Source organism: Actinokineospora diospyrosa (assembly GCF_024171925.1).
GTDB lineage: Bacteria > Actinomycetota > Actinomycetes > Mycobacteriales > Pseudonocardiaceae > Actinokineospora > Actinokineospora diospyrosa.
Genome location: NZ_JAMTCO010000016.1, coordinates 178779 through 203824 on the forward strand (window position 1 = coordinate 178779; position 25046 = coordinate 203824).

Below are 25046 nucleotides of genomic sequence, written 5' to 3' on the forward strand. Positions count from 1 at the left end.
TAGGGTTGGCGCCGGGCACCGACCCCGCCCGTCCGACCAGCAGCCAGGGGACCACCGCATGACCGCCCGCGCACCGTTCCAGCTCGCCGCCCTGCCCGCGCTGTCGCGCGCCACCGCGGTCCGCGACGAGTCGGCCCGCAAGGACCCGGACCGGCTCGATCGGCTGTGGAAGTCGGGCCAGGTCATCCTGGTCGACCGGCACGGCCGCACGCCGGTGCGCGACGCCGGTACCGCCCTGCTCCCCCGCCCGTCCGCCGAGGTCGCCGCCGAGCGCCCCGACGCCGCCCTGCTCTTGGGCGAAGAGGCCGACACCGCCTACTGGGCCCTGCCCGCCGACGTGGAACTGCGCCCCACCAACGCCCCGCCCGGCGCCTGGAGCCTCTGGGGTGGCGCGATCTCCGACACCGGCGAGGAGTGGCACGACCTGCGCGGCATCGGCGCCCTGCTCGACGACACCGCCGCGGGCCTGTTCACCACCGCCGTCGGCCTGATCAACTGGCACGCCCGGTCCCGCTTCTGCGCCAAGTGCGGCCACCCCGTCGCCCCCACCGCCGCGGGCTGGTCGACCAAGTGCACCGGCTGCGGCCGCGAGGAGTACCCCCGCACCGACCCCGCCGTCATCTGCCTGGTCCACGACGGCGCCGACCAGGTCCTCCTCGCCAGGCAACCGATCTGGCCCGAACACCGCTACTCGATCCTGGCTGGCTTCGTGGAGACCGGCGAGTCGCTCGAGGCGTGCGTGGCCCGCGAGATCGCCGAGGAGGTGGGCATCCAGGTGACCGACATCGGCTACCTGGGCAGCCAGCCCTGGCCCTTCCCCCGCTCCATCATGATCGGCTTCACCGCCACGGCCGACCCCACCGCCCCGCTCGTCCCCGCCGACGGCGAGATCGAACACGCCCGCTGGATCCACCGCGCCGAGATCACCGCCGCCCTGGCCACTGGCGGCCAAACCCCCACCCTCATCCTGCCCGGCGAGACCTCCATCGCCCGCCAGATGATCGAGGGCTGGGCCGCCACCGGCGCATAGCCCGCCCTGTTCAGCCGAGTCGCGCGTGACCCCCACTCGCCGCAGGGCGGTGGCACGGAGCCTGCGCTCGCCCCGCGATCAACCAGGGTGTTCGCCTCTCGCTGTTGTCTGCTCCCGCAGTCGGTTCCCATGCGGTCGATCCCGCTGGTCGCCGCAGGCCTCGGCCGATGGCGGCCAACCCCTTGCCCTCCGGCGGCGAGAGTCGCTCTCGTGCCCGGCCTGCCCGGCGAGACCTTCCTGGTCCGCCAGATGGTGCGCGGCGGGCGCTAGAGCAGCCAGCTCAGCGGCAGGATGATGGCGATGCCGACCACCGAGATCACAGTCTCCATGATCGACCAGGTCTTCACCGTCTCGCCCACGCTGAGCCCGAAGTACTCCTTCACCAGCCAGAACCCGGCGTCGTTGACGTGGGAGAAGAACAGGGAACCGGCGCCGATCGCCAGGGCGAGCAGGGCGGACTGGGCGGGTTCCATGCCCACCGCCAGGGGCGCGATGATGCCCGCCGCGGAGATCGTGGCCACCGTGGCGGAGCCGGTCGCCAGGCGGATGGCCACGGCGATGAGCCAGCCGAGCAGCAGCGGCGAGAAGTTGGCGTCCTTGGCGAGGCCGGTGATCACGTCACCCACGCCCGCGTCCACCAGCGTCTGCTTGAACCCGCCGCCCGCGCCGACGATCAGCAGGATCCCGGCGATCGGGGGCAGGGCCGACCCCACCGACTCCGCCAGGCGGTCGCGGCCGAACCCGCGGCCGAGGGTCACCATCCCGACGAGCACCGCGAGCAGCAGTGCCACCAGCGGGGTGCCCAGGAAGTCCAGCACGTGCCGGACCGTGTTCTCCTTGCCCAGCAGGATGTCCGCGAGCGCCTTGCCAAGCATCAGCACGACCGGCAGCAGCACCGTGCCCAGTGTCGCCGCGAAGCTCGGCCGCTCGGTCGGCCGCTCCTCCTCGACCGCCACCTCGGGCGCGGTCACCGGCACCCACCGCGCCGCGAGCCGGGCGAACAGCGGACCCGCGATGACCACGGTCGGGATCGCGACCAGCACCCCGAGGCCCAGCGTCAGGCCGAGGTCGGCCTTGAGCGCGTCGACCGCCACGAGCGGACCGGGGTGCGGCGGCACGAGCCCGTGCAGCACCGACAGGCCCGCCAGCGCGGGGATCGCCAGCAGCATCAGCGGTCGACCGCTGCGCCGCGCGGTCAGCAGCACCACCGGGATCAGCATGACCAGGCCGATCTCGAAGAACATCGGCAGCCCGATCAGCGCGGCGACCAGCGCCATCGCCCAGGGCAGGCCGCGACCGGGGGTGCGGTTGAGGATGGTGTCCACGATCTGGTCGGCGCCACCGGAGTCGGCGAGCAGCTTGCCGAGCATGGCGCCGAGGGCGATCAGCACGCCGACACCGGCCACAGTGGACCCGACGCCCTTGGTGAAGCTCTCCACCAGCCCGCCGACCGGCATCCCGGCGACCAGCCCGAGCGTGCCTGCCCCGAGCACCAGGGCCAGGAACGGGTGGAACTTGACCTTGGTGATCAGCACGACGATGAGCGCGATGCCCAGCACCGCGGCGCCGATGAGTCGGGTGTCGTGGCCGGTCCAGGCCGCCGCGGTGATCATGGCTGGTCTCCTTCGAACTCGGCGGTGGCGCGGGCCGCGGCCTCGGCGAGGTGGTCGGGGGGTGCGGCGATGTCGAGCTCGATGCCGGGTTCGCCGTCGGTGAGCGGTTGCAGGTCGGCCAGTTGCGAGTCCAGCAGCGACACCGGCATGAAGTGCCCGCTGCGGCCACGCATGCGGTGTGCCAGCAGGTCCCGCGAGCCGGTCAGGTGCACGAAGAACACCCGGGCGTCGGCGGCGAGCAGGTCGCGGTAGGAGCGCTTGAGGGCCGAACAGGTGACGATCCCGCCGATGTCGTGCCCGCGCTCGGCGATCCAGTCGGCGATCGCGGCCAGCCAAGGCCAGCGGTCCTCGTCGGTGAGCGGGACCCCCGAGCGCATCTTGGCGATGTTGGCCGCCGGGTGGAACTCGTCGGCCTCGGCCAGCGGGACCCCCAGCCGCTCGGCCAGCAGCCCGGCGACGGTGGTCTTGCCCGACCCCGCCACGCCCATCACGACCACGACTGTGTGCACCGACCCAGTGAAACTCAAAAGTAGTACTTATTCAAGAGGGTGACACCCATTGGTCATATGAGTGAGACACTGCGGGTGTGACCTCAGGACTCCCCGGGCGACTGCTCGACGACCTCGGCCCGGCCATCGTGACCGGTAAGTACCCCGCTGGCGCGGTCTTGCGCACCGAGGAGCTGGAGCGCGCGTTCCGGGTCTCGCGCACCGTCGTCCGCGAGGCGCTGCGCGTCCTGGAGGCGATGCGGCTGGTCAGCAGCCGCCGCCGGGTCGGCATCACAGTCCTGCCCCGCACCGACTGGAACCTCTACGACCCCCGCGTCATCCGCTGGCGCCTCGACGGCCCCGACCGAGCGGGCCAACTGCGGTCGCTGACCGAACTGCGCTCCGCCACCGAACCGGTCGCCGCCGCCCTGGCCGCCGCCCGCGCGACCCCCGAACAAGCAGGCGCCTTAACCGCCCTAGCCGTTCAGCTCCGTTCCAGCACCCACGACCTCGACGCGTTCCTCGTGCACGACATCGCCTTCCACCGGGTACTGCTGATCGCCTCCGGCAACGACATGTTCGCCCAACTCGGCGACGTGGTCGACGCCGTACTCACCGGCCGCACCCACCACCACCTCATGCCCCAAACCCCCAAACCCGAAGCCGTCCGCCTCCACGTCGAAGTAGCCGAAGCCATCGCCGCGGGCGACCCAGCCCGCGCCGAAGCCGCCATGCGCGCGATCGTCACCGAGGTGCTGGACGTTCTCCCTGGAACGTGAGCAGGTCCGCGACGAGGGTGGGCGCGAGGATGTGTTCGGGGATGGCCCAGCCTGCGCGCATCGCCTCGGGGAGGGTGGGGTCCCAGGGGGCGGTGAGCGGGTCGGGGCCTAGGGCGAGGAGGTCGTGTCCTGGGGTGAGGGCGGCTCGGTAGTCGTCGGCGGACATGCGCCAGGGGGTGCCGTTGGTGAGGGTCAGGGCCTGGTGGGTGATGAGCAGTCCGTGGGCGTCGAAGTCGCTGTGGATGTGGGCGGTGTGGAGCTTCGGCAGGATTGTGCGGGCGACCGGGTTCAGGTGTCCGGACAGGCAGATCACCGGGTAGCGGACTCCGGCGGCGATGCAGTTGTCCACAACCACCGGACTTGTGCACACGAAAGCACTTACCCCTGCCGGGATGGTGTCGCGGATGGTCAGATGGGTGGGCAAGCCCGCATCCGTCCGCGCCTCACATCCGGGGAACCCCCATGTCAGCACCGTTGTCGACACCGCGTCCAGCAGAACGCCGCTGCGCTCCCACAGCCGCCGCTCGTCCACTGTGGACTTCGGCAGGGCCGCCCCATGCGCCACCGCCGCCGCCCGCAGCACGAGCCCGGCCAGTCGTGTTCCTCGAACCAAACCCAGGTCCGACAACACGATCCACTCGGCTGGTGCCCCCTCGCCCAGGTGCAACCGCGCGATCGCCGCTGCCGCTCTCGGCGCGACCTCGGCCAACTCGGCAGGCGAGATCTTGGCGTACCGGCGGGCCTGATCCACCCACGCCGCGACCCAACCACCACTGACCCCGGCCGCCGCGACCGCCGCACCGAGGATGTCGTCCGCTTCCGCGGGGGCGACCACGCTGCCCGCTGACTCACCGAACAGGGAGGAGAGCAATTCGCCCAGCCCACAACTGAATACGGCGCGCACCCGGCTGTCGAGGTCGGCGACGACGATGGTCGTTCCGATGCCCGCGGTCAGTTCGCGCCCGATCACCGCGCTGACGGCCGACGCCGCCGCCGGGTCGGGGGCCTTGTAGCCCAGCTTGACCTGGCCGCGTGCCACCGCCGTGCGTGCCTGCCGCCACAACACGGCGAACTCGGGGCGACCCGGGTCGGGGTGGGTGGTCACGGCGCTGCGCTCCTGGGTGCTCGGGTTGGGCGGGCTGCTGGGCCGGTGGCCAGTGGACCGACCGCGCGGCGGAAGGTTGCTCCGCCTCGGGTCCGGTGAGTTCCGCGCGCTCGCGCGTCGCACCGGTGCCCCGGGGGAGTCTGTCCGGTCGTCGGGCGGAGGACCAGCGACCTGTGGTGGGTCTGGCACGGCCACGGGTGCGCGAGCGGCACCCGGACCTGGTCATCAGCGTCGACACCTGGCGGTACGAGGTGGGTCGGGCGGTGTGCGAGGTCGGGGCCGACCTGATCAACGACACCTGGGCAGGCGCGGACCCGAAGCCGGCCGAGTTCGGGGTCGGCATCGTCTGCTCGCACACCGGAGGCGCCGCGCGGACCGACCCCCACCGCGTCCGGTACGACGACGTGGTCGGCGAAGGCGTGACCGAGCTGGTGCTCGGCCAGCCGCCCTGCCGCGCGTCCGGCGAGCATCACGTGCGCACCCGGGTGGCCGCGCTGCCGAAGGTGACCATCCTGCCGCGTGCCTGCCGCGCTGCCCGGGTGCTGCGCTGTCGGGTCGAACGGGATCGGGGGTGGGTGGTCACGGGTCGTCGCGGTCCAGGGAGGAGCCGTCCCAGGTGGTGTGGGTGCAGGCGACGCCGTGGCCGGATTTGGGGCGGAGCACGTCGTAGATGTGCATCCGCGGGATCCGGTTGGACACGCCCCAGCCGCTTGGCCAGGTGATGATCCAGTCCATGTCCAGGTCGACGAGCAGTTCGAGCATCCGGGCGATGGTGGGGTCGTCCAGCCGCTCGAAGGCCTCGTCGAGCAGGACCAGGCGCAGCGGCGACATGGTGGCCGCCAGGCCCGCGGAGATCGCGCCGTAGAACGCGGCGGCCGCGGCGAACAGCGTCACGTACGAGATCAGCCGGGTCTCGCCGGAGGACAGCTGGCGCAGGCGCCGGGAGCGGGGCTTGCCGTCCGGGCCGGTGTCGCGGACCCGGACGGTGAACGCGAACCAGGACCGGTAGTCCAGCGCCCGGGCCAGGATCTCGGTGTACCCGCCGGTCGCACTGTCGCGTTCGGACTCGATGCGCTCGGTGAAGACCTGCTGCAGCCGGGTGTCCTGCTCCTCGGTCCGCTGCGCGAACGGCACCCGCAGCAGCCGCAGCGCCTCCAGGGTGGACTCGTCCAGCCAGGCGGCGGGCTGCCAGTCCAGCCGGACGTGCACGCCCTGGCTCGACCGGGCCGTGTCCAGGACGTCGTTCATCCGCCGGGTCAGGTCCTCGGCGACCGCGATCTGCGCCGACAGCCGCTCGGCCAGTTCCCGCACCAGGTGCAGCGCGAAGATCCCCTGGTACTGCTCGGTCAGGAACCCGCGCCGCTCGGCCAAGCGGGTGGCCACCCGTCGGGCGGCGACCGCGACCGGGGCCGGGCCCTCCTCCGCCGAGACGACCACGGTCAGGATCCCGGCGTGCCGCTCCGGCAGGACGTTGTGCGTCCCGGCCAGCGACGCCTGCAGGTTCTGCAGCTTGCCGAGCACGTTCTCCTCGCTGGGCAGCCGCTTGGCCTCGGCGACCGCGGTGGCCAGCAACTCCCAGGCCTGGGCGTCGTCGCCGGGGTGGTCCTCGTCGATCGCCGCAGGCCACACCCCGGGCGCGGCCAACGCCTCGGCAAACGCTTGCGCGGCAGCCGTGGCCGCCGCCCGCTTGCCGTCGATCTCCGCGCCCCTGGTGTCGAGCAGGGTCTGCGTCTTCACCACCTGGTTCGACAGCTCACCCGCCGCCCGCCGCGACTCCGGCAGCTCGGCGCGCACCGCCCGGCGGGCCTTCTCCAGCTCGCCCAGCTGCCGCGAGACCTCTTCCGCCGCGCCACCGACCGCCGCCGTCAGCTCGGCCAACGCGGCCGCCTCGCGGTGGAACGCCACGCACTTCTCGTCGGCGACCCGCTCGGCGCTCTCCCGGTCGTCCACCGCCGCGTTGTGGTCGTGCAGCGCCTCGACCAAGTCCCGCACCGTGCCGACGCACCGCTTCGCCAACGCGTCGCGCAGGCTCTCCGCCGACCCGCGCGCCTGCGTCGCCGCCCGGTGCGCGTGTCGCAGCGCCTCGGTGTCCGCGGTCAGCCCCGCCGTGCCCGCGTCCTGCGCCAGCCCGGTCTCCATCGCGCGGACCCGGCCCTCGGCGGCCACGTGCTCCGAGCGCCGCCGCTCGGCCTTCGTCGCGGTCTCCTCGGCTTGGCGCGCGGCCTGCTCCGCGGTCACCCGGGCGCCGATCAGCTCCCGGTCGTCGGGGAACGCGTCGAGGTGGCGGTCCCACACCTCCACCGTCCGCGACCGGTCCCGCAGCTCGGACTCCGCCGCCGACAACTCGGTGTGCAGGACCTCCAGCGCCTCGGCCAGCTCCGCGATCGCCCGCTGCCGCGCCGCTTCCCGGGCACCCGCGCCGACGAACTCCGCGTCCGGCTTGGTCCCCGCTCCGCGCAACACACCCGCGCGCCAACGCCCGTCCGGCCACACCGCGAGCCCGGCGAACTCCTCGCCGAAGGACACCGAGGCCAGCAACCCCGCCACGACCTCAGCGGGCACCGGCCCGTCCGGCTCTACCGCGGGCGCGAGCACCGAAGCCAACGGCGAGGTCACCACCTCGGACACCGCCAGCGCCGCCGCGATCACCCCGGTCCGCGCCGCCGCACCGATGCCCCCGTCCGGGCGGACCCACGCGGTCAGCAGCCCGCTGCCCTGCAGCGCCGCCTCCAGACCCGCGCGCTCGACCGGCGTCAGCGCGGTGAAGTCCACCAGCCGGTAGAACGGCGCCCCCGCGCCCTGGTCGACCAACCCGGGCGGGGCCGCGTCAACGCCCTTGCGCAGCTCGATCAGCCGCGCCTCCGCCGACTTGACCCGTCCCACCAGCTCGTCCACGGTCTGCCGCGCCGCGGTGACCCGCTGCCGCAGCCCGGTCAGGTGCGGCGCGGCCCACTGCCGCGCGGCGTCCCTGGCCTGGCGGGTCGCCTCGGGGCCGGTCAGCACCGCTTCCGCGGCGGGCGGGCGCGGCGGCCGCGCCGCGTGGTCACCGGCGAACGGGCCAGCCGCGGTCCACGTGGCCGCCTTCTCGCACCACACCTCGGCCGCGCCGAGGAACCGCTGCCGGGCCTCGTTGCGCCGCCCGGCCGACTCGGTCGCCTCGATCTGCGCGTCCCGCGCCCCGGCCTGCAGCTTGTCCAGCTCCTGGCGGTCCGCGTCCAGCGACATCGCGCGGTCGTGCAGCGACATCGCCAGCGCGGCCCGGTGCGCCACCACGCTCGCCAGGTCCCCGGCCCGCCCGGCCGCCTCGGCCAGCGCCGTCGACAGCTCGTCCGGCGCGACCGGCGGTGGGGTCCTGCGCTGGATCGTCAGCGGTTCGGCCTCGGGGTCCGGCTTCGCCCGCACCCGGTCGGTCACCGTGCCCGGCACGGGTTCCGGTGCCGCTGGCACGGCGGGGCACAGCCCCGCGTCCAGCCCGGCGGCCGCCACGGCCTCCGAAGTGGACAGTGCGAGCTCGACGGCGTCCTCGACGTCGCCACCGAGCCTGCGCAGCACGGTCAGCACCGTCTCCACCGCGCGGTCGGCGTGGTTGCGCTGCACACCCGCGTTGTCGAGGGCCGCCCCGGCCGCCTCCCTGGTCCGCTCGACCAGCTTCTCCCGGTCTTGCAGGTCGCGCAGGCCCTGGTAGGCGGGCAGCGACTTGAGCGAGTCGATGGTGTTCTCCAGCTCGGCGTCGCGCTCCTCCAGCACGCCGACCCGTTCCTCCGCCTCGGCGTGCCGCCCGGTGTCGGCGTCCAGTCGCTGCTCAAGCTTGCGGATCTCGGCGTGCGCGCTGTCCAACGCCTTAGCGGCCGCTTGAGACTTAGCGCCAGAAGCGTGCAGGGCGCTGAGGGCGTAACCGGAGTAGGTGGCCAAGAACGCGCTCATAGCCGTATCGGCGGCGCTTAGCCTGCCGATGTTTTCCCGGATCGACTCCAGGTCCTCGAAAGACGTCGCCAGCTGCTCCACGACGCCGGCATCCAGCGGTGGCAGGGCATCCGTGAGGATTTGCTCCAGCTGACCGTCTTGCACCTTCAACCCGATGTCGGGGTTGCGCAGGGTTCGCTGGAGGTGCAAGAGGTCGCCGTAACGCCCACCTGGAACGCCATAGACGGTCTCGGCGACCTTGGCGCGGAACGCTGCCTCGTCGTAGACCCTGTCCGCCCCGAGAACCTCTCTTAGCGCTGCCGGACCCAACGGCACGCGGTCAGCAGAGGCCAACTGGAAGTGGGTACCCACCCGCGACGGCGTCACGAACCGCCAAGAGTCGCTGATCTGCTGCGACGTCGCCGACGCCTTAACGCCGATACCGCACGTGAGGTACTCGTCCGCGCCGGTCGCCGTAGTGCGGTGGAGCTCGATCCAGGCGTAGCCGATGCGGTTAGGGCCACCGTCGTAGTCATCCAGCATCAGTCGACGGATCGACACCGTGCCCGCGCCCTTGGACCCCAGGTAGCGCAAGTCGCCGTCCAGGCACAGCGGGAGCAACAGCTCCAGGGTGCGGGACTTGCCGGAGCCGTTGGTGCCCTGGAAGATCGCCCGCCCGCCGGAGAAGTCGAAGGTCTGCTCCCGGTACTGCCAGATGTTGACGATCCCGCCCCGGTGCAGCCGCCACCGCCCGACCACCGGCTCGGCCACGACCTGCTCCAGGTCGGTATCGATCGGCTCGGTCACCGCGCCCCCTCATCGTCGAACAGCGACCACCCCGGCTCCGGTGGGATCTCCGATACCGCTACCGGGCGTCCCGGCGAGTCATCCGGCTGCGGTAGCCATCGGTGCGCGGCAGGGCTAATGAGCCAACCGTCACCATCTGGCACCGCGAGTGTTAGGCGTACCAACAGGTCCGTGACGTCGTCCGCCAACGCGGCCACATCGTCGGTTGCCTGTCGAGACCACGCGGCCGGGTAGTCCTCCACCAGGTTCCGGCACACCTTGAGCAGCCGCTCTTGGCTTACCGGAATCCGCCCGTCTGGCCGGTACTCGGGCTCATCATCAGAAACGTCGCTCTGGTCAACAAGTTCCGGTAGCGCCAACAGCGTGATCCGAGCAACTGTGCCAGTAGAGGGGAACACGACGTCGGTCAGGTACTCCTCCGGGTCCGTCACCGCCACCCCCTCCGCGCGGATCTCGGTCACCAGCCCGAAGCAGCGCTCCAGCACCACGGACTCCCGCCGCTGGTTGCGCAGCAGCCACTCGGCCTGCTCCGGCGGCAGGTCCGCGTGCAGCGTCACCGGGTCCTCCACCAGCCTGCGCCGCACCGCGTGCTCGACCCCGAGCCGCCCCGGCGCCGAGGCCAGTTCCACCAGCTCGTCGGCGCTCTCGGCCTCCGCGAGCGGGCCCGCGAGCAGCTGCCCCAGCAGGTCCGTGTGGATGGTGATCAGCGCCTCCGGCGGCGTTTCGGAGATCAACCCGGCCACGGTGCCATCGGTCTCGGTGATCACGCCCAGCGCGATCAGGTGCCGCAGTGCCGCAGTCAACGCCCGCCGGTCACCTACGTCGTCGACCACATCCAGCCCGGCCTCCGAAGCTGCGGCCCGGACATCGGCCACCAACCGCGACAGCAGTACCTGGCGGCCGACACCGGTTAGCGCTGCCATCGTCAGGCAGACGTATGCGTAGCCGCGCGGCGATAGGGCGGGCTCCCCGCGGGTGGAGTCCTCGCCGGGGCCGCTCTTATAAAGACGGGCGAACCGGCGTTCCACCACGAGCCGGTAGCCCAGCAGACTCGCGAACATCTCTTGAAGCGAGATCCGATACCGGTAGACCAAGGGCAGCAGGTCGCCATCGGGTCCACCCGGGCGCAGCAAAGGATGCCGCAGCAAGACTTTCGCGCAACGAGCGACGTTGGCCGCGTCAATGTCGGACAGGTCGCCGAGAACGTCAGGACGGCTCTTAACGGCCATTGCGACCCCTCGTCTCTACGCGAGAGATCCCGACAACGGTGTCCCGCAAGGTCAAGGTGCCCGACGTGCTGCGAATCCGCGTGACCTGCCCTTCTTGCGGAGTCAGCGTCAACGCCAACCCCCGAACCTGATCGGTGGCCGAACCCGGGTCGGAGGCCCCCTCGCGCTGCGCCATCGCCAACGTCAGCAGCTCGCACAACGCGCTCAACGCCTCGCCGGACAACGTGGCCTCATCCAGGTTGGCAGCGGCCGCGGCCAACTCCGCCGCTGCCGCTTCCCGCTGCTCGTCGGCCTCCCGAGCCTGGGCCAGCAGGCCCTGCTCGGTGATCGGGTCGTCCATGATCCGCGAGGTCCGCCCGCGCGCACCCCGGTCGCCCCGGCCGCGCACGCTCACCGAGACATCGATCGCCGGACCGTCGCGCCACGGGGTGTGCTCGTCGTCGCCGTCGTGCTCGGGGGCGGGCAGCAGGTTGCGCGCCGAGTGCAGCCCGAACGCCGCCGCGTACACCGCGTGCGCCCGCTTGGGCGTCGAGGTGTCCAGCCAGCCCGCCAGCCGCACCAGCTCCGCGCGCCTGCTCGGCAGCAGCCCGCCACCGGTCGTCGCGCGCCGCACGGTCGCCAGCAGCGCCCCGATCGCCCTGGTCGTCGCCTCGCGCAGCGCGGTGACCTGCGACGGGTTGCCCGGTCGGTCGACGAACCAGTCGGTCAGCTCCTGCCAGTCGGCCTCGCCGCGCCCGCGGGTGCGCTCCACCGCGGTGCCGAGCTGCTCAGCGGGTCGCAGCAGGCGCAGCACCTCGGCGCGGGACCGGGCCAGGGCCGAGAGCGCCGTCGCGATCGCCGGGGTGTGCCGCAGGACGTCCTCGACGACGACCTGGATGTACTCGACCAGCAGGTTGCGGAAGCCCGCGATCTCCTCTGGTGCCAAGTGGTGCCGGGTGAGGATCTGGCCGAGGTAGGCATAGAAGTCGCGGACCGTCGCAGCGAGTTCCGCGTGTTGCAAGAAGAGGGTCGTGACCCGTTCAGCGAGCTGTTCGCGAGCGCGCCGCGCCGGGAGCGATCCCGGGTCGCGTTGACCGCGGGCCACCGCGACCGCCAGCGCCTCGCCCAGCTCACCCAGGCCGCGCTCGATGGCGGGCAGCAGCTCCCGGGACACCTCGCGGGCACCCTCGGGCACCCGCAACAGCTCGTCGACGTCGCGCTGGACGCGGACGGCGAGCTTGGACACCTGGTAGCGCATGGAGCCCTGCTGGAACTCCGCGATGCTCGCCGCGATCGTCTCCCGGCGGCCGTGCACGAGGTTGCCCCACTCGACCAGCTGCCGCAGCCGGGGGATCACCACGTCGATGTGCGACTCGCCGATGTCGATGCGGCCGTCGCGCTCGGCGGCGGCCAGCGCGCTGGACACCTCGCCCGCGGACAGGTCGGCCAGCAGCGTCGAGGTGAACAGCCGCATGATCGCCAGGTAGGTGTGGTGGTGTTCGCGGGGCTGCAGGTAGGCGTATAGCTGGAGCCGTCCGGCAGCCCCTTGGCCTGCGTCCCCCTGCGCGTCATCCACGGCGGGCCACGATAGCCCGACCGGCCGACAGCCGCGCACCCCGGCCGCCCGCGCGCGATACGGTTCCTCCGCCAGGGGGAAAACCGACCGGGAGGGTTGCCAGTGTCCGCGTCACGCGCGTTTGGCCTGCTCCTGGGGGTCGCGGCGGACGCCGCGTTCGGTGATCCCCGGCGGTGGCACCCGGTCGCCGGGTTCGGGCGGCTCGCCCAGCGCGTGGAGCGGGTGGTCTACCGGGACAGCCGGGCCGCGGGCGCCATCTACACGGCTGTTCTGGCTGGTGGAGCCGTGGGCCTCGGTGTGCTGGTGGACCGGTCGGCTAACCCGATCGTGCGGATCGCCGGGACGGCGGCCGCCACGTGGGTGGTGCTGGGCGGGCGGTCATTGGCGGCCGAAGGGTGGGCTATCGGGGCACGGCTGAGCGACGGCGACGTTGACGCTGCCCGCGAGCGGTTGCCCAACCTGTGTGGGCGCGACCCGGCGACGCTAGACGAGGCCGGGCTGGCTAGGGCAACGGTGGAGTCCGTGGCCGAGAACACCTCCGACGCCGTAGTGGCGCCGTTGCTGTGGGGAGCCGTCGCCGGTGTGCCCGGGCTGCTCGGGTACCGGGCGGTGAACACGATGGACGCGATGGTGGGTCACAAGTCATCCCGGTACCTGCGGTTCGGCTGGGCGTCGGCTCGCTTGGACGACCTAGTCAACCTGGTGCCTGCCCGGGTCGCGGCAGCGCTAACTGTCGTCGGTGCGCCTGCCGTCAAGGGGGATCGTCAGCGGGCAGTAGAGGCATGGAAGCGCGACGCCGGGGCTCACCCGAGTCCGAACGCCGGTCAGGTGGAAGCCGCCTTCGCTGGCGCGCTCGGCGTTCAACTGGGCGGGCGCACCGAGTACTCCTACGGCGTCGAAGACCGGCCGGTGCTGGGGGAGGGGCGGGCTCCTGACGCGACCGACGTCGCACGAGCGGTGACCCTGTCGAGGGTCGTCGGGCTCCTTACCGCCGGGCTGGCGGCATTGATCACGCTGAAGCGGCGCGCTCGCGGGCCTCATCCTCGGCGAGGATCTCGGCGACCGACTGGCGCTTAGGCTTGTCCTCGGCGAGCGAGCCGCCGGGCTTGATCTCGCGCCAAGTGAAGTAGAAGAGTCCGAGCAGGGCCATCGCTCCGAACGCGATCCACTGCAACGCGTAAGAGAGGAACGGGCCCGCCTCTAGCTGGGGGAGCGGCAGCGCGCCGAGAACTCCGGGCGAGCCCTCTTCCAGTTGCAGGTAGCCGGGCTTGATTTCGATGTTGGCAGCGCGGCCCACGACTGCGGGGTCAATCGCATAGACCTGCCGATGGCCGTCTTCCTCGAACGCCGCCCGCTCGGTGGATTCACCTGCCCGGACGCGGGCGAGCAGGTTGACCTGCCCGGAAGGGGGCTGCGCGTAGTTCGGGACACGGACGCCTTCGCCTGGGCGCACGTAACCCCGGTCGACCAAGACGACGCTGCCGTCAGCGAGGCGGAACGGGGTCAAGACCTCGAAGGCGGCATTACCTTGCACTGTCCGCAGACGGGCAAGGGCTTCGCCATCGGGCAGGTAGGTGCCAGCGAGAGTGACGCGCCGCCATTGGTCCGACGGGACTGACCCAAGAGGAGCCGGAGGTGCGTCGAACGAGGCCTGCACGGCGTCGTTGGTCGCCTGCCGCTCGTCGTGCCGTTGGAACTGCCACGGCGCCAACAGCGTGAAGCAGGTCACGGCGAACGCCACGACGACCAGGGCCAGCATCAGCCAGCCCGGACGCAGCAGCAGTCTCAACCGCACCCCACCACGGTAGGCCAGGCTCATGCCCGTAGTGCTGCCTGGGCCGCCGTGACCGCCTGTCGCGCGTAGCCGGAGCCGAACAGGACGGTGTGCACGAGTAGCGGGAACAGTTGGTGCAAGGGGACCCGGGCTCGCCAACCTTCCGCCAGCGGCCGGTGCTCGTCGTAGGCGGCGATGATCGTGTCCAGGTGCGGGCAGCCGAAGAGGGCGAGCATCGCCAGGTCGGTTTCCCGGTGCCCCCCGTGGGCCGCCGGGTCGATGAGCCACGCCTGGTTCGACCAGACGACGTTGCCGCTCCAGAGGTCACCGTGCAGCCGAGCGGGCGGTTCCCTCGGGACGTCGACCCGGGCGCAGGCTTTCTCGATCGTCGAGACATCGCCGCGGTCGATGAGGTGGCGATCCGCGGCGTTGCGCAGGTAGGGCTGGACGCGATCGGCGAGGTACCAGGGCGCCCAGTCGGCACCGGGCTCGCACCGCATCGGGGCGAGACCGATCCAGGCGTTGCTCGGCCCCGGAGCCGCGCCGAACCCGTCCGCGCCCCAAGCGTGCAGGTCAGCGAGGCCCCTGCCCAGTTCCTCGGCCGCCGCCGCGCTCGGTGCCGCGGGCTCGACCGCCTCCATGACCAGCCAGCGGTCGTCGTGCGCGCGCACGGTCGGCAGCGCGACGGCACCCGGCTCGGTCAACCAGGCGAGCCCGGCCACCTCGGCGAGCACCGCGTCCGGTCGCGGGTCGTACTTGGCCACCACGAGGTCGCCGTCCTCGGTGTCGACCTCGAACACGTGCCCGGCGACCGCGTGCACGCCCACCGGGGTCAACCCGGTGAGCTCCGCCACGGCCTCAGCCGGGTTCAGTTCTCCTGGACCCACCGCACCAGCCCGGGGCACGCGGCCTCGACCATGGCCAACACCTGGTCGAACCCGTCCGGCCCGCCGTAGTAGGGGTCCGGAATGTCAAGATCCGTCTCGGCGACCGGGTCGAAAACGCGGAACAATGTCACGCGTTCGGGGTCGGGCACCCGGGCCCGCAACGCGCTCGCGTGCCCGGCGTCCATCGCGACGAGCAGGTCCGCGTCGAGGTGGTCGGCACCGACCTGCGCCGCCACGTGCGACGTCGGGTACCCGTGCCGGGCGAGCACCCGCGCGGTCCTGGGGTCGGCACCCTCCCCGACGTGCCAGCCGTCGGTGCCCGCGCTGGTCACCCGCACCCGGTCGGCCAGCCCGGCCCGGCGCAGGTGCTCGGCGAACACGAGAGCGGCCATCGGGGACCGGCAGATGTTCCCGGTACAGACGAAGCAGATGTGCACGCGGCCAGGGTAAGAGGAAGGGGCCTGACATGGACAAGCCCGCCGAGCCATGGTGGACGCTCAACCCCGCCGACCCCATCCCGGATCGCCTCCTCTTGGCGGTAGAGCACCACATAACCCTCCGAACCTCCGCCGACGACCTAGCGCGCCGCCGCGCCTGCCATTGGCTCCGCGCCAACGGCCTAACGCCCGTGGCCGACTGCGACTGACCCCTGGACCCACGTGCGTCGCAGCCGCGTGAGCTGCCTAGGATTGTGGGGATGACCAGCGACGACTTGCTCCGGCACCACGGGGACGTGGACGCCGCTCCCGGGTTGGTCGATTTCGCGGTCAACGTGCGTGGCGGACGGCCGCCCGCGTGGTTGCGCGACCGCCTGGCCAGCGCGCTGGACCGGGTGGGGGCCTACCCGTCCGCGGCCGACGACCTGCGGGCTCGCGAGGCGGTTGCCGGGCGGCACGGGTGCGAGCCGGACGAGGTGCTGATCCTCAACGGCTCGGCCGAGGGCTTCTCGCTGCTGCCCAACCTCCGGTCGCGAAAAGCCGCCGTGGTGCACCCGTCGTTCACCGAGCCGGAGGTCGCGCTGCGAGCCGGCGGGATACCGGTCCACCGGGTGCTGCTGGACCAGGCCGACGGGTTCGTCCTGCACCCGGAGCGCGTGCCCGCCGACGCCGATCTCGTGGTCATCGGGAACCCGACCAACCCGACCTCGGTGTTGCACCCAGGGGAGCGGATCCGGGAGCTCGCGCGAGGGCGCACGGTGCTGGTCGACGAGGCTTTCATGGACGCCATCCCCGGTGAGCCCGAGACGCTCGCGGGTGCGGACGGCATCCTGGTCTTCCGGAGTCTCACCAAGATGTGGGCGCTGCCCGGCCTGCGCGCCGGTTACGCCGTCGGCCCGCCCGACCTGCTCACCCGCCTCGCCCACAACCGTCCACAGTGGCCAGTGGGGACGCTCGTGCTGGAAGCCGTGGTGGCCTGCTGCGAAGCGCCCGCGCTCGCCGAGTCCGAGGTGGCCGCGCTGGACGCCCAAGCGCACCGGGAAGCGCTGCGCGCGGAACTGGCCGAGTTCGTGATCGGCGACCCCCGGGCGCCGTTCCTCCTCCTGGAGATCCCCGACGGCGAACGGGTCCGGCTGGCACTGCGTGAGCGCGGGATCGCGGTTCGCAGGGGCGACACCTTCCCCGGCCTGGGCAAAGACCACCTGCGCGTCGCGGTGCGGTCGCCGCGGGAGTGCCTGCCGTTGGTCGCGGCGTTGCGTGAACTGGAGGTACGACCATGAGCACTGTCGCCGACGCGATCCGCGTCTTGGAGGCCGCCTACCCGCCCGCGCTCGCCGAGAGCTGGGACGCGGTCGGACTCGTCTGCGGGGACCGGGCGGACGCGCTCACCAAGGTGCTCGTCTGCGTGGACCCCACGTCGTCCACAGTGGAGGAAGCCGTCGCGGCCGGGGCGCAGCTGATCGTCGCGCACCACCCGCTCTTGCTCAAAGGCGTCCACGGTGTCCCCGCCGACACCCCCAAGGGCTCCCTTGTGCACCAGCTCATCCGCAACGGCATCGCGCTCTACTGCGCGCACACCAACGCGGACGCCGCGGACCCCGGCGTCTCGGATGCTCTAGCCGAGGCGATCGGGCTTGAAGTCACCGCGCCGCTCAATCCGAACGCCGACGGCCGCACCGGAATCGGCAGGATCGGCGAGTTGCCGGAGGCCGAGCCATTCGCACTCTTCGTAGACCGTGTGGCGCAAGCGTTGCCCTTTACCGAAGGCGGCGTAAGAGCGGCCGGTGACCCTAACCGGAGGATCAAGCGGGTCGCCGTCTCCGGGGGCGCGGGCGACTCTTACCTCGCCACCGCGACCGCTGCCGGGGTCGACGCTTACGTCACCGCTGACCTACGCCACCACCCCGCCGGGGAGCACTTGGCCGTGCCCGGTGCGCCCGCCCTGGTCGACGTGGCCCACTGGGCCAGTGAGTGGCCTTGGTGCGGCCAGGCGGCGGGGATCCTGCGCGCCGCGCTCGGCGGTACGGTCACCGTCGACGTCTCCACTCTCCGCACCGATCCCTGGACCGCCCAGTCCGCCGGGGCGCCAACCCGAACCGGGAGGTTCACCGGGTGAAAGCCGATCCAGCCGCCCAGCGCCGCTTGCTCGACCTCGCCGAGGTCGACGCCGAACTCGGCCGGGTGCGCCACCGGCGCACCACGATGCCTGAGCTGGCCGAGATCACCGCCGCCGAGGCCGCCGTGCGGTCCAGGCGCGACGCCGGGGTCGCCGTGCGCACCCAGCTCGACGACCTGGACCGGGAGGCGGCCAGGCAGGAGAAGGAGATCGACGCCGTGCGGGCCCGCGAGGACCGCGACCGCAAACTCCTGCAGGGCGGCACCGTCGGCGCCAAGCAGCTCGCCGACCTCGAGCACGAACTGCACTCCCTGGAGCGGCGCCAGAGCGTCCTCGAGGACGACCTGCTCGAGCTGATGGAGCGCCGCGAGGCCGTCGAGCTCGACCTCAAGCACGCCGAGGTCGAGCTGGCCAAGGCCGAGCACGTGCTCGGCGAGGCCACCGGCCGCCGCGACGAGAACCTGGCCGACCTCGACACCATCGACGCCAGGCGCACCGCCGAGCGGGCCAAGATCCTGCCCGGCCTGCCGAGCGACCTGCTCGCCTTCTACGAGCGCCGGGTCGGCCAGGGCCGCATCGGCGCCGCGCTGCTGCGGGCCCGCCGCTGCGGCGCGTGCAGGCTCGAGCTCGACAGCCGGGAGATCTCGCGCATCCGCGAGGCCGCGGCCGACGAGGTGCTCGAGTGCGAGGAGTGCGGGGCGGTCATGGTCCGCACCCCGGAGTCCGGCCTGTGAGGGTCCTGGTCGAGGCCGACGGCGGGTCGCGGGGCAACCCGGGGCCCGCGGGCTACGGGGCCGTCGTGCGCGCCGCCGACTCCGGCGCGGTCCTCGCCGAGCGGGCCGAGGCGATCGGGGTGGCGACCAACAACGTCGCCGAGTACCGCGGCCTGATCGCCGGTCTCGAGGCCGCCGCCGAGGTGGGCGCGGACGTGGTCGAGGTGGCGATGGACTCCAAGCTCGTCGTCGAGCAGATGTCCGGGCGCTGGCAGGTCAAGCACCCGTCGATGAAACCGCTGGCGCAGCGGGCCCGCGAGCTCGCCGCCGGGTTCGGGCACGTGACCTACACCTGGATCCCGCGCGAGCGCAACCAGCACGCCGACCGGCTGGCCAACCTGGCCATGGACGAAGTCAAGTCCCCCGCAGCCAAGTCCCCCGCAGCCCAGTCCCCGGCGGCCGAGCCCACCCGCACCTCCCCGACCGCCTGGACCGGTGCCACCGGCGCGCCGACCAAGATCCTGTTGTTGCGGCACGGGCAAACCGCGATGTCGATCGACCGCCGCTACTCCGGCCGCGGCGACGTCGTGCTCACCGACCTCGGCGCCACCCAGGTCGAGGCCGCCGCGCGCCGGATCGCCAAGCTCGACGGCGTCGACGCCGACACCCCGATCATCGCCTCCCCGCTCACCCGCACCGCCCAGACCGCCGCCGCCGTCGCCGCCGCGACCGGGGGCACCGTGGCGACCCACGACGGGTTGCTGGAGACCGACTTCGGCCGCTGGGAGGGCTTGACCTTCACCGAGGCCGCCGAGCGCGACCCGGACCTGCACCGGCGCTGGCTGTCCGACACCTCGGTGCCCGCCCCCGGCGGCGAGAGCTTCGACGTGGTGCACCGCAGGGTCAGCGCCGTGCGCGACGAGATCGTCGAGCGCCACGCGGGCACCACGGTGCTGGTGGTCAGCCACGTCACGCCGATCAAGTCGCTGCTGCGCCTGGGATTGGCGGTCGGCCCGTCACTGCTGTTCCGGTTGCACCTGGACCTGGCCTCGCTGTCCATCGTGGAGTTCTACCCCGACGGCAACGCTTCAGTCCGGCTGATCAACGACATCTCGCATCTATAACACCCCTCCCGCCGCCCACCCCCTCTTGCCCGCCCGGCATCGTTCCCGGCTTGGCGGCGCCCGCGGCGGTTCTGGGGGTGGGTGCGTGGAGTGGTTCGCGGCAAGCGGTTCGCGGTGTGGCGGACCAGGTCTTGGACTCAGCCGGTGAGCGGTACCGACGTCAGGTGCGGCGCGGGCGGGCGCCTGCGCCGCACGGTCTCGGTGAACCCGGTCAGCACCTCGCCGAGCGCCGCGGCGGCCAGCGGTCGCACGTGCGAGCCCTCGTGCTCGTCGGCGATCATCTGGTCGAGCACGAAGTGGCCCGCCAACACCTTGGTCGCCCCCATGGCGAACAGCAGCGGCCGCAGCACCCCGTCGATCGCCACCAGGTGCCCCTGGGTGCCGCCGGTCGCCAGCGGCAGCACAGCCTTGCCCGCCAGCGTGCCCGAGGGCAGCAGGTCCAGCAGCGACTTCACCAGTCCGCTGTAGGCGGCTCGGTACACCGGGCTGGCGACGATCAGCCCGTCGGCCGCGGCCACCGCGTCGACGGCGTCGATGATCGCCGGGTCCGCGGTGTCCTCGGCGAGCAGCGCCACCGTCGGCAGGTCGCGCACGCTGAGCACGCGCGTGCTCTCGCCGAGGCCGCGCAGTTCGTCCACGACGTGGCGCACGAGCACGCCCGCGCGCGCGGCCGGTGACGGGCTGCCGGAGATGATCAAGATCGAGCCCACGGGGTCCCCCTGGTGGAAGTGGCGTTCGCTGCTGGCCGCTGGCGTCAGCCGCGACAGGCGCCGCCCGCGAGCAGCAGGAAGTCCACGTGCCTGCGCCGGGTGAGAACTCGGTCACCGGACATGCCACGCAGTAGATCAGTCCAGGTAGAGGTGGCTCAACGGCGTCCACGCCATGGGACGTGCGGACCGGTTGGTGGACCCCCGTATCCTTGGCGCCGCGGGCGAGTCGACCGGGCGGCCGCGGCGGTGCGCACGCACCGACGAGGAAAGTCCGGACTCCGCAGGGCAGGGTGGTTGCTAACGGCAACCCGGGGTGACTCGCGGGACAGTGCCACAGAAAACAAACCGCCCAGCCTCACAGCTGGGTAAGGGTGAAACGGTGGTGTAAGAGACCACCAGCACCCCGGGTGACCGGGGTGGCTAGGTAAACCCCACCCGGAGCAAGGCCAAGAGGGGGTCGCGAGACCTCTGCGCAGACGCTCGAGGGCTGCCCGCCCGAGTCTGCGGGTAGGCCGCACGAGCCTGTCGGCAACGGCAGGCCTAGATGGATGGTCGCCACTCGGGACGCGGGTCTCGGGTACAGGATCCGGCTTAAACGTCGGCTCGCCCGCCCTGTACCCCAAATGGCCCCTACACCGATTGGAGTAATCGCGCACGCGGCGCGCCGGGAATTTTCCTGTGAGATGCGTCACTCTGCGTGGTCGATGATCGCGCGTGCGGGTGAAACAGCCGCCGGACTAGGAAAATCGGGTGGTCGTGGGTCCTGACCGGCCCGCCCCGGATGATGATGGTGTGGTCAGATGGCAGCCGGACAGGACAGAGGAAGGCCACCAGGGTCAACGGAACGCAGCCTCCTAGCTACCGTTAGTAATGACAACGACGTGCCGATCGTGCTGTACTCGACTGGCACCGCACAGACCTGTCGCGCGGGAGCACGACGCCCCCGGCCCGCATCCGCGCACTTGGGAGATCGAGATGACTACCCCGACCATTGCCGCCCTCATCGACCTCGCCCAGCAGCAACCACCGAAGACCGACCTGGACACCAACGGCCTGCAGGGCTGGATCCTCAACAACATCGTCCCGCTGCTGCTGCTCGCCGTCGCGCTCCTGCTGCTCTGGTTGGGTGGCGGTAAGGGCGACAACGCCGGTGTGATGCGCAGGCTCGGCGGTGTGATCGTCGCGCTCGGCATCGTCGGTCTAGCCGTGACCAACGCCGGTGAGGGCATCGGCCGTTGGCTGGCCAGCCTGTTCACCGGCTGACCAGGCGCGAGGAACTGACGTGCGGATACGCACCGACGACGAGGTCTACCGGGTCGACGCCGTCTGGCTCGGCCCGCCCAAAGCCACTTTCCCGTTCCGCGCGCGCTACGTCGCGTGGGGGGTCGGCACCGTCGTCTTCCTGCTGGCGCTCACCGTGCTGCGCAACCTCGGTGTCGGCCTGTTCTGGTCCTTCGCCTGGGGCTTGGTGGCCACCATCGCGCTGACCATGCTCATCTGCTCGCGGATCAGCCACGAGCGCCCCCTCGCCGCCGTGCTCACGATGTGGGTCCGCGAGCTCAACTCCCCCCGCGAGACCACCACCGGCACCGGCGGCGCGGTCAGCGCGGGCGGGGTCAAGGTGCGCGCCGAGCTGCCCAGGCGCCGCCAGCGCGGGTCCGACAAGCAGCGCGCCAAGACCGCCAGGCGGGCCGAGGAGGCCCGGCGCCGCGCCAGGGCGGCGCGCTCGGCGAACCCGCAGGCACCCCGAACGTCCGGTTATGCCAGGAGCACGAGGAACAGGGAGGCCAGCGGTGTTCGGACGCCGTAAGCGCGAGCGGGACGCCCTCGCGCCCTATCCGGCGGGACATCCGCACGACCGCGCCCCGCAGCCCGGTCGCACCAGGCACAGCGCGCGCTACCAACAGGCCCAGGCGCCGCGCAAGGGCAAGCGCCTGCCCGGTGAGGCCGCCATCCCCGGCTACACCCCGGAGATCGCCGCGCGCACCATCGACGGGCACCTGCTGCGCACCGGCACCGACGTCTACGCCTGGTACCGCCTCGCCCCGCAGCGCTGGTCGTTCCGGTCCGACTCGCAGCGCCAGGACCTGGTCGCCGCGATCGCGGGCCAGTACGCCGAGCTCGCGGGCCGCTGGCTGCACCTGCGGGTCACCACCCGGCCCTACCCGATCCGGATGTGGGCCGAGGCGCACGTGCACAACGCGGTCAACCGGCTGCCGGACGTGCCGGGCGCGCTGAGCTTCGACGACTACCTCATCGGCGAGCAGCAGCAGCTCCTCGGCCGCTCCATGGCCGAGAAGGAGGTCTACCTCGGCGTCCAGGTGCAGACCCGCAACGTGGTCGACCGGGCCGTCGAGCGCGCGGCCCCGTTGCTGCGCAAGGTCTTCCCGGACGCCGTCGACGCCGAGCTGCTGGCCATCGAGAGCGAGGTCGAGCACCTCGACCAGGTCATCGGGTCCGCCGGTCTGGAGGGCCGCCCGGCCACCGCCGAGGAGATGTCCTGGCTGATGCACCGGTCCTGCTCGCTGGGGCTGCCCGCGCCGCGCAACATGCCCGCGGTGCCCGGGGCGGCCTGGGAGCCCGAGGACCTGGCGAGCTTCACCGACGCCGCCGACTTCCACCAGGACCCGTACGCCCCGACGGTGACCGTGCGCGGCCGCACCGGCTCCAACGCGGGCGTCACCCGGCACGTCACCGTGCTGACCGTCGGCATGATGCACGGCCTGCAGATCCCCGAGATCGACGACCCGTGGGTGCAGCGCAGCGACCGGCTGCCCGCCTCGGTGGAGTGGTCGGCGCGGATCTACGTGCGCAAGCCGGAAGAGGTCTCCGGCGAGCTGCAGCGGCAGATGAACAAGGTCCGCTCGCAGGTCAAGCACTACACCGACGAGCACGAGCTGGAGCCGCCGCAGTCGTTGGCCAGGCAGGCGAGCCGGGTGCTGGAGATCGACGACGAGATGACCTCGGGCTTCACCGCGCTGGCCACCCGGGTCCGCTCGTGGTGGCGGCTCGCGGTGTCCGGCCCGACCGAGCGCGACGCGCTGCGGTTGGCCCAGCAGCTGCTCGACCTCTACAAGCCGAAGGTCGCCATCGAGCACCCCGAGGCCCAGTACGCGATGGCCCGCGAGTTCATCCCGGGCGAACCGCTGGCCTCTAGTGCCTACCTGCGCCGCGGTTCCGTTGTCTGGGCCGCTTCCGCGGTTCCGACCGCGACCGCTGAAGTCGGTGACCGCCGCGGGATCCTGCTCGGTGAGACCTGCACGGCCACCCGCCGACCGGTCGCGTGGGACCCGTGGATGGCACAAGAGATCCGCGACGGGTCCGGGCTGACCGCGATGGTCGCCGGGCTCGGTGGCGGCAAGTCCTTCCTCGGTGGCGGCATCGTCTACAAGACGCTGCGGGCCGGGGCGCACTGGACAATCCTCGACCCGTCCGGCCCGCTCGCCCGGCTGTGCGACCTGCCCGAGCTGCGCCCCTACGCGCGGCCGATCAACCTGCTCAACGCCCAGGCGGGCATCCTCAACCCGTACCGGGTGGTGGCCGAGCCCAAGATCGACCACTTCCTCGACGAGGAGGACCCCGAGCGCGCCTGGCGCCGGGAGAAGGCGCTCGCCGCCGCGACCCGCCGCCGCCTGGTGCTCGACGTGCTCACCGGCCTGCTGCCCTACGAGGTGGCCCGGCTGCCGCAGAGCCGGATCGTGCTGCTGCGCGCGGTGCGGACCGTGGGCGGGCGCGCCGACGCCGACCCGAGCCTGGTGTTCGACGCGCTGCGCCGCGACGCCAGCGAGCACCACGAGCACGCCGTGGTCGTCGCCGACTTCCTCGACGAGATGCGGGAGCGGATGTCGCTGCTCATCCCCGAGCGCGGCGCCGACCCCTACGACGAGCAGCGCGACGACCGGATGACCGTGCTGACCATGGCCGGGCTGACCCTGCCCAAGGACGGCGTCGGCCGCGAGCACTGGACCGACGCGGAGTCCCTCGGCGTCGAGATGCTCAACCTGGCCGCCTGGCTCACCCAGCGCTCGATCTACGACCGCCCCAAGGACATGCGCAAGGGCGTCTGGATCGACGAGGCGTTCTTCCTCTCCGAGGTGCCCACCGGCCGGGTGCTGATGAACCGCTTCGCCCGCGACTCCCGCAAGTGGAACGTGCGGGTGCTGCTGTCCTCGCAGATCCCGGCCGACTTCCTCAAGATCCAGGGCTTCGTGACCCTGCTCGACTCGGTGTTCATCGGCAGGCTCGACGACGACCAGGCCCAGGCGGACGCGCTGCGGCTGCTCAAGGTCCCGGTCGGCGCGGGCTACGAGCAGGTGGTGGCCAGCCTCGGCCGCCGCCCCGGCGCGCACCGCGGCATGGTCGAGCGCGACACCGCGCCGCGCCAGTTCATCTTCGGCGACGGTGCCGGTGGGGTGGAGCGCATCCGCATCGACCTCTCCGGCGAGCACCTCGACCACCTGCGCACCGTCATGGACACCACCCCGGACGCGCAGCGCGAGTCCACCCGCACCGCGGCCGCGCCCGAGATCCCGGCGCCCGCGCTGCCCAGCGAGTACGAGTTCGAGCCGCTCGACGGCACCGTCGCCACCGACGAGGAGTTCGAGCGGGCCGCGGAGTTCGAGCTCGGTCTCACCGAGGAGGACTTCGTCGGTGAGCCGGTGCCCGGCGGCGGGGACGACCCGGACGGCGGGAAGAAGCGCGGCCGTGAGGACGCGGCATGAACCTCGGCGCGGACCCTGTCCGCGACCGTGACCGGTTGGCTAAGTTGATCAAGCT

21 protein-coding genes, 1 other RNA gene and 1 pseudogene are annotated in these 25046 nt (G+C 72.2%); 13 read left to right on the forward strand and 10 right to left on the reverse strand.

Annotated features, from left to right (window positions below; translation table 11 throughout):
* Positions 1-58: 58 nt before the first annotated feature.
* Complete coding sequence (gene nudC, locus LV75_RS29550; RefSeq protein ID WP_253890623.1) at positions 59-1030, forward strand: NAD(+) diphosphatase; 972 nt, start codon at positions 59-61, stop codon at positions 1028-1030.
* A 266-nt stretch (positions 1031-1296) separates the two neighbouring features.
* On the opposite strand, the gene LV75_RS29555 is transcribed toward nudC, so the two are convergent.
* On the reverse strand, positions 1297-2643 hold the full coding sequence (locus LV75_RS29555) for a GntP family permease (protein ID WP_253890624.1): 1347 nt from the start codon (positions 2641-2643) through the stop codon (positions 1297-1299).
* Positions 2640-3131 (reverse strand): gluconokinase, encoded by a 492-nt coding sequence (locus LV75_RS29560; protein WP_253890681.1) that lies wholly within the window; start codon positions 3129-3131, stop codon positions 2640-2642. The genes LV75_RS29555 and LV75_RS29560 overlap by 4 nt, the downstream gene beginning before the upstream one ends.
* 98 nt (positions 3132-3229) lie before the next feature.
* On the opposite strand from LV75_RS29560, the gene LV75_RS29565 reads away from it, so the two are divergent.
* The gene (locus LV75_RS29565) at positions 3230-3910 is read left to right on the forward strand and encodes a FadR/GntR family transcriptional regulator (protein WP_253890625.1); all 681 of its coding nucleotides are present in this window, start codon (positions 3230-3232) and stop codon (positions 3908-3910) included.
* On the opposite strand, the gene LV75_RS29570 is transcribed toward LV75_RS29565, so the two are convergent.
* The gene (locus LV75_RS29570; protein ID WP_253890626.1) at positions 3876-5015 is read right to left on the reverse strand and encodes a DUF2399 domain-containing protein; all 1140 of its coding nucleotides are present in this window, start codon (positions 5013-5015) and stop codon (positions 3876-3878) included. The two genes, LV75_RS29565 and LV75_RS29570, sit on opposite strands and share 35 nt — an antisense overlap.
* Before the next feature lie 158 nt (positions 5016-5173).
* Here LV75_RS29570 and LV75_RS29575 point away from each other — a divergent pair.
* Positions 5174-5449, forward strand: a pseudogene (locus LV75_RS29575) (dihydropteroate synthase); the annotation flags it as partial.
* A 145-nt stretch (positions 5450-5594) separates the two neighbouring features.
* Here the strand turns inward: LV75_RS29575 and LV75_RS29580 are convergent.
* Genes LV75_RS29580 through LV75_RS29590 form a run of 3 tightly spaced genes read right to left on the reverse strand, consistent with a single transcriptional unit; the run spans position 5595 to position 12509 of the window.
* Positions 5595-9725 carry a TIGR02680 family protein gene (locus tag LV75_RS29580; protein WP_253890627.1) on the reverse strand — a complete coding sequence of 1377 codons (4131 nt, stop codon included), beginning with the start codon at positions 9723-9725 and terminating at the stop codon, positions 5595-5597.
* Positions 9722-10954 (reverse strand): TIGR02678 family protein, encoded by a 1233-nt coding sequence (locus tag LV75_RS29585; RefSeq protein WP_253890628.1) that lies wholly within the window; start codon positions 10952-10954, stop codon positions 9722-9724. Before LV75_RS29585 ends, LV75_RS29580 begins: the two co-directional genes overlap by 4 nt.
* Positions 10944-12509, reverse strand: coding sequence for a DUF2397 domain-containing protein (locus tag LV75_RS29590; protein ID WP_253890629.1), 1566 nt, complete (start codon positions 12507-12509; stop codon positions 10944-10946). Before LV75_RS29590 ends, LV75_RS29585 begins: the two co-directional genes overlap by 11 nt.
* Positions 12510-12611: 102 nt before the next feature.
* Between LV75_RS29590 and LV75_RS29595 the strand changes: the two genes are divergently transcribed.
* Positions 12612-13586, forward strand: coding sequence for a cobalamin biosynthesis protein (locus tag LV75_RS29595; protein ID WP_253890630.1), 975 nt, complete (start codon positions 12612-12614; stop codon positions 13584-13586).
* Here LV75_RS29595 and LV75_RS29600 read toward each other — a convergent pair.
* Genes LV75_RS29600 through LV75_RS29610 form a run of 3 tightly spaced genes read right to left on the reverse strand, consistent with a single transcriptional unit; the run spans position 13519 to position 15562 of the window.
* Positions 13519-14304 carry an SURF1 family cytochrome oxidase biogenesis protein gene (locus LV75_RS29600; RefSeq protein ID WP_253890631.1) on the reverse strand — a complete coding sequence of 262 codons (786 nt, stop codon included), beginning with the start codon at positions 14302-14304 and terminating at the stop codon, positions 13519-13521. The genes LV75_RS29595 and LV75_RS29600 overlap by 68 nt on opposite strands.
* Before the next feature lie 20 nt (positions 14305-14324).
* A complete protein-coding gene (locus LV75_RS29605; protein ID WP_253890633.1) occupies positions 14325-15170 on the reverse strand; it encodes a fructosamine kinase family protein in 846 nt (281 codons plus the stop codon).
* The gene (locus tag LV75_RS29610; protein WP_308211062.1) at positions 15152-15562 is read right to left on the reverse strand and encodes a low molecular weight protein-tyrosine-phosphatase; all 411 of its coding nucleotides are present in this window, start codon (positions 15560-15562) and stop codon (positions 15152-15154) included. Before LV75_RS29610 ends, LV75_RS29605 begins: the two co-directional genes overlap by 19 nt.
* Before the next feature lie 74 nt (positions 15563-15636).
* Between LV75_RS29610 and LV75_RS29615 the strand changes: the two genes are divergently transcribed.
* From LV75_RS29615 to LV75_RS29635, 5 genes are read left to right on the forward strand one after another with little or no spacing between them, the layout of a single operon-like run.
* Entirely contained in the window at positions 15637-15816 is a 180-nt protein-coding gene (locus LV75_RS29615; RefSeq protein WP_253890636.1) for a hypothetical protein, read from the forward strand.
* 51 nt (positions 15817-15867) lie between these two features.
* The gene (gene cobC, locus LV75_RS29620) at positions 15868-16887 is read left to right on the forward strand and encodes an Rv2231c family histidinol phosphate aminotransferase CobC (protein WP_253890637.1); all 1020 of its coding nucleotides are present in this window, start codon (positions 15868-15870) and stop codon (positions 16885-16887) included.
* On the forward strand, positions 16884-17723 hold the full coding sequence (locus LV75_RS29625) for a Nif3-like dinuclear metal center hexameric protein (protein WP_253890638.1): 840 nt from the start codon (positions 16884-16886) through the stop codon (positions 17721-17723). Before cobC ends, LV75_RS29625 begins: the two co-directional genes overlap by 4 nt.
* Complete coding sequence (locus tag LV75_RS29630; protein WP_253890639.1) at positions 17720-18457, forward strand: zinc ribbon domain-containing protein; 738 nt, start codon at positions 17720-17722, stop codon at positions 18455-18457. The genes LV75_RS29625 and LV75_RS29630 overlap by 4 nt, the downstream gene beginning before the upstream one ends.
* The gene (locus LV75_RS29635) at positions 18454-19560 is read left to right on the forward strand and encodes a bifunctional RNase H/acid phosphatase (RefSeq protein ID WP_253890640.1); all 1107 of its coding nucleotides are present in this window, start codon (positions 18454-18456) and stop codon (positions 19558-19560) included. Before LV75_RS29630 ends, LV75_RS29635 begins: the two co-directional genes overlap by 4 nt.
* Positions 19561-19697: 137 nt before the next feature.
* Here the strand turns inward: LV75_RS29635 and ssuE are convergent, their stop codons facing one another.
* Positions 19698-20270 (reverse strand): NADPH-dependent FMN reductase, encoded by a 573-nt coding sequence (gene ssuE, locus LV75_RS29640; protein WP_253890641.1) that lies wholly within the window; start codon positions 20268-20270, stop codon positions 19698-19700.
* Between the two features lie 222 nt (positions 20271-20492).
* Here ssuE and rnpB point away from each other — a divergent pair.
* The 4 genes from rnpB to LV75_RS29660 all read left to right on the forward strand — a co-directional run bounded on the left by rnpB (position 20493) and on the right by LV75_RS29660 (position 24991).
* Positions 20493-20880, forward strand: an RNA gene (gene rnpB / locus LV75_RS29645) — RNase P RNA component class A.
* Positions 20881-21245: 365 nt separating this feature from the next.
* Complete coding sequence (locus tag LV75_RS29650; protein ID WP_253890642.1) at positions 21246-21533, forward strand: hypothetical protein; 288 nt, start codon at positions 21246-21248, stop codon at positions 21531-21533.
* 19 nt (positions 21534-21552) lie between these two features.
* Positions 21553-22080, forward strand: coding sequence for a hypothetical protein (locus LV75_RS29655; protein WP_253890643.1), 528 nt, complete (start codon positions 21553-21555; stop codon positions 22078-22080).
* Positions 22064-24991: an ATP-binding protein gene (locus LV75_RS29660; protein ID WP_253890644.1), complete on the forward strand. Its 2928-nt coding sequence runs from the start codon at positions 22064-22066 to the stop codon at positions 24989-24991. The genes LV75_RS29655 and LV75_RS29660 overlap by 17 nt, the downstream gene beginning before the upstream one ends.
* Positions 24992-25046: the final 55 nt, after the last annotated feature.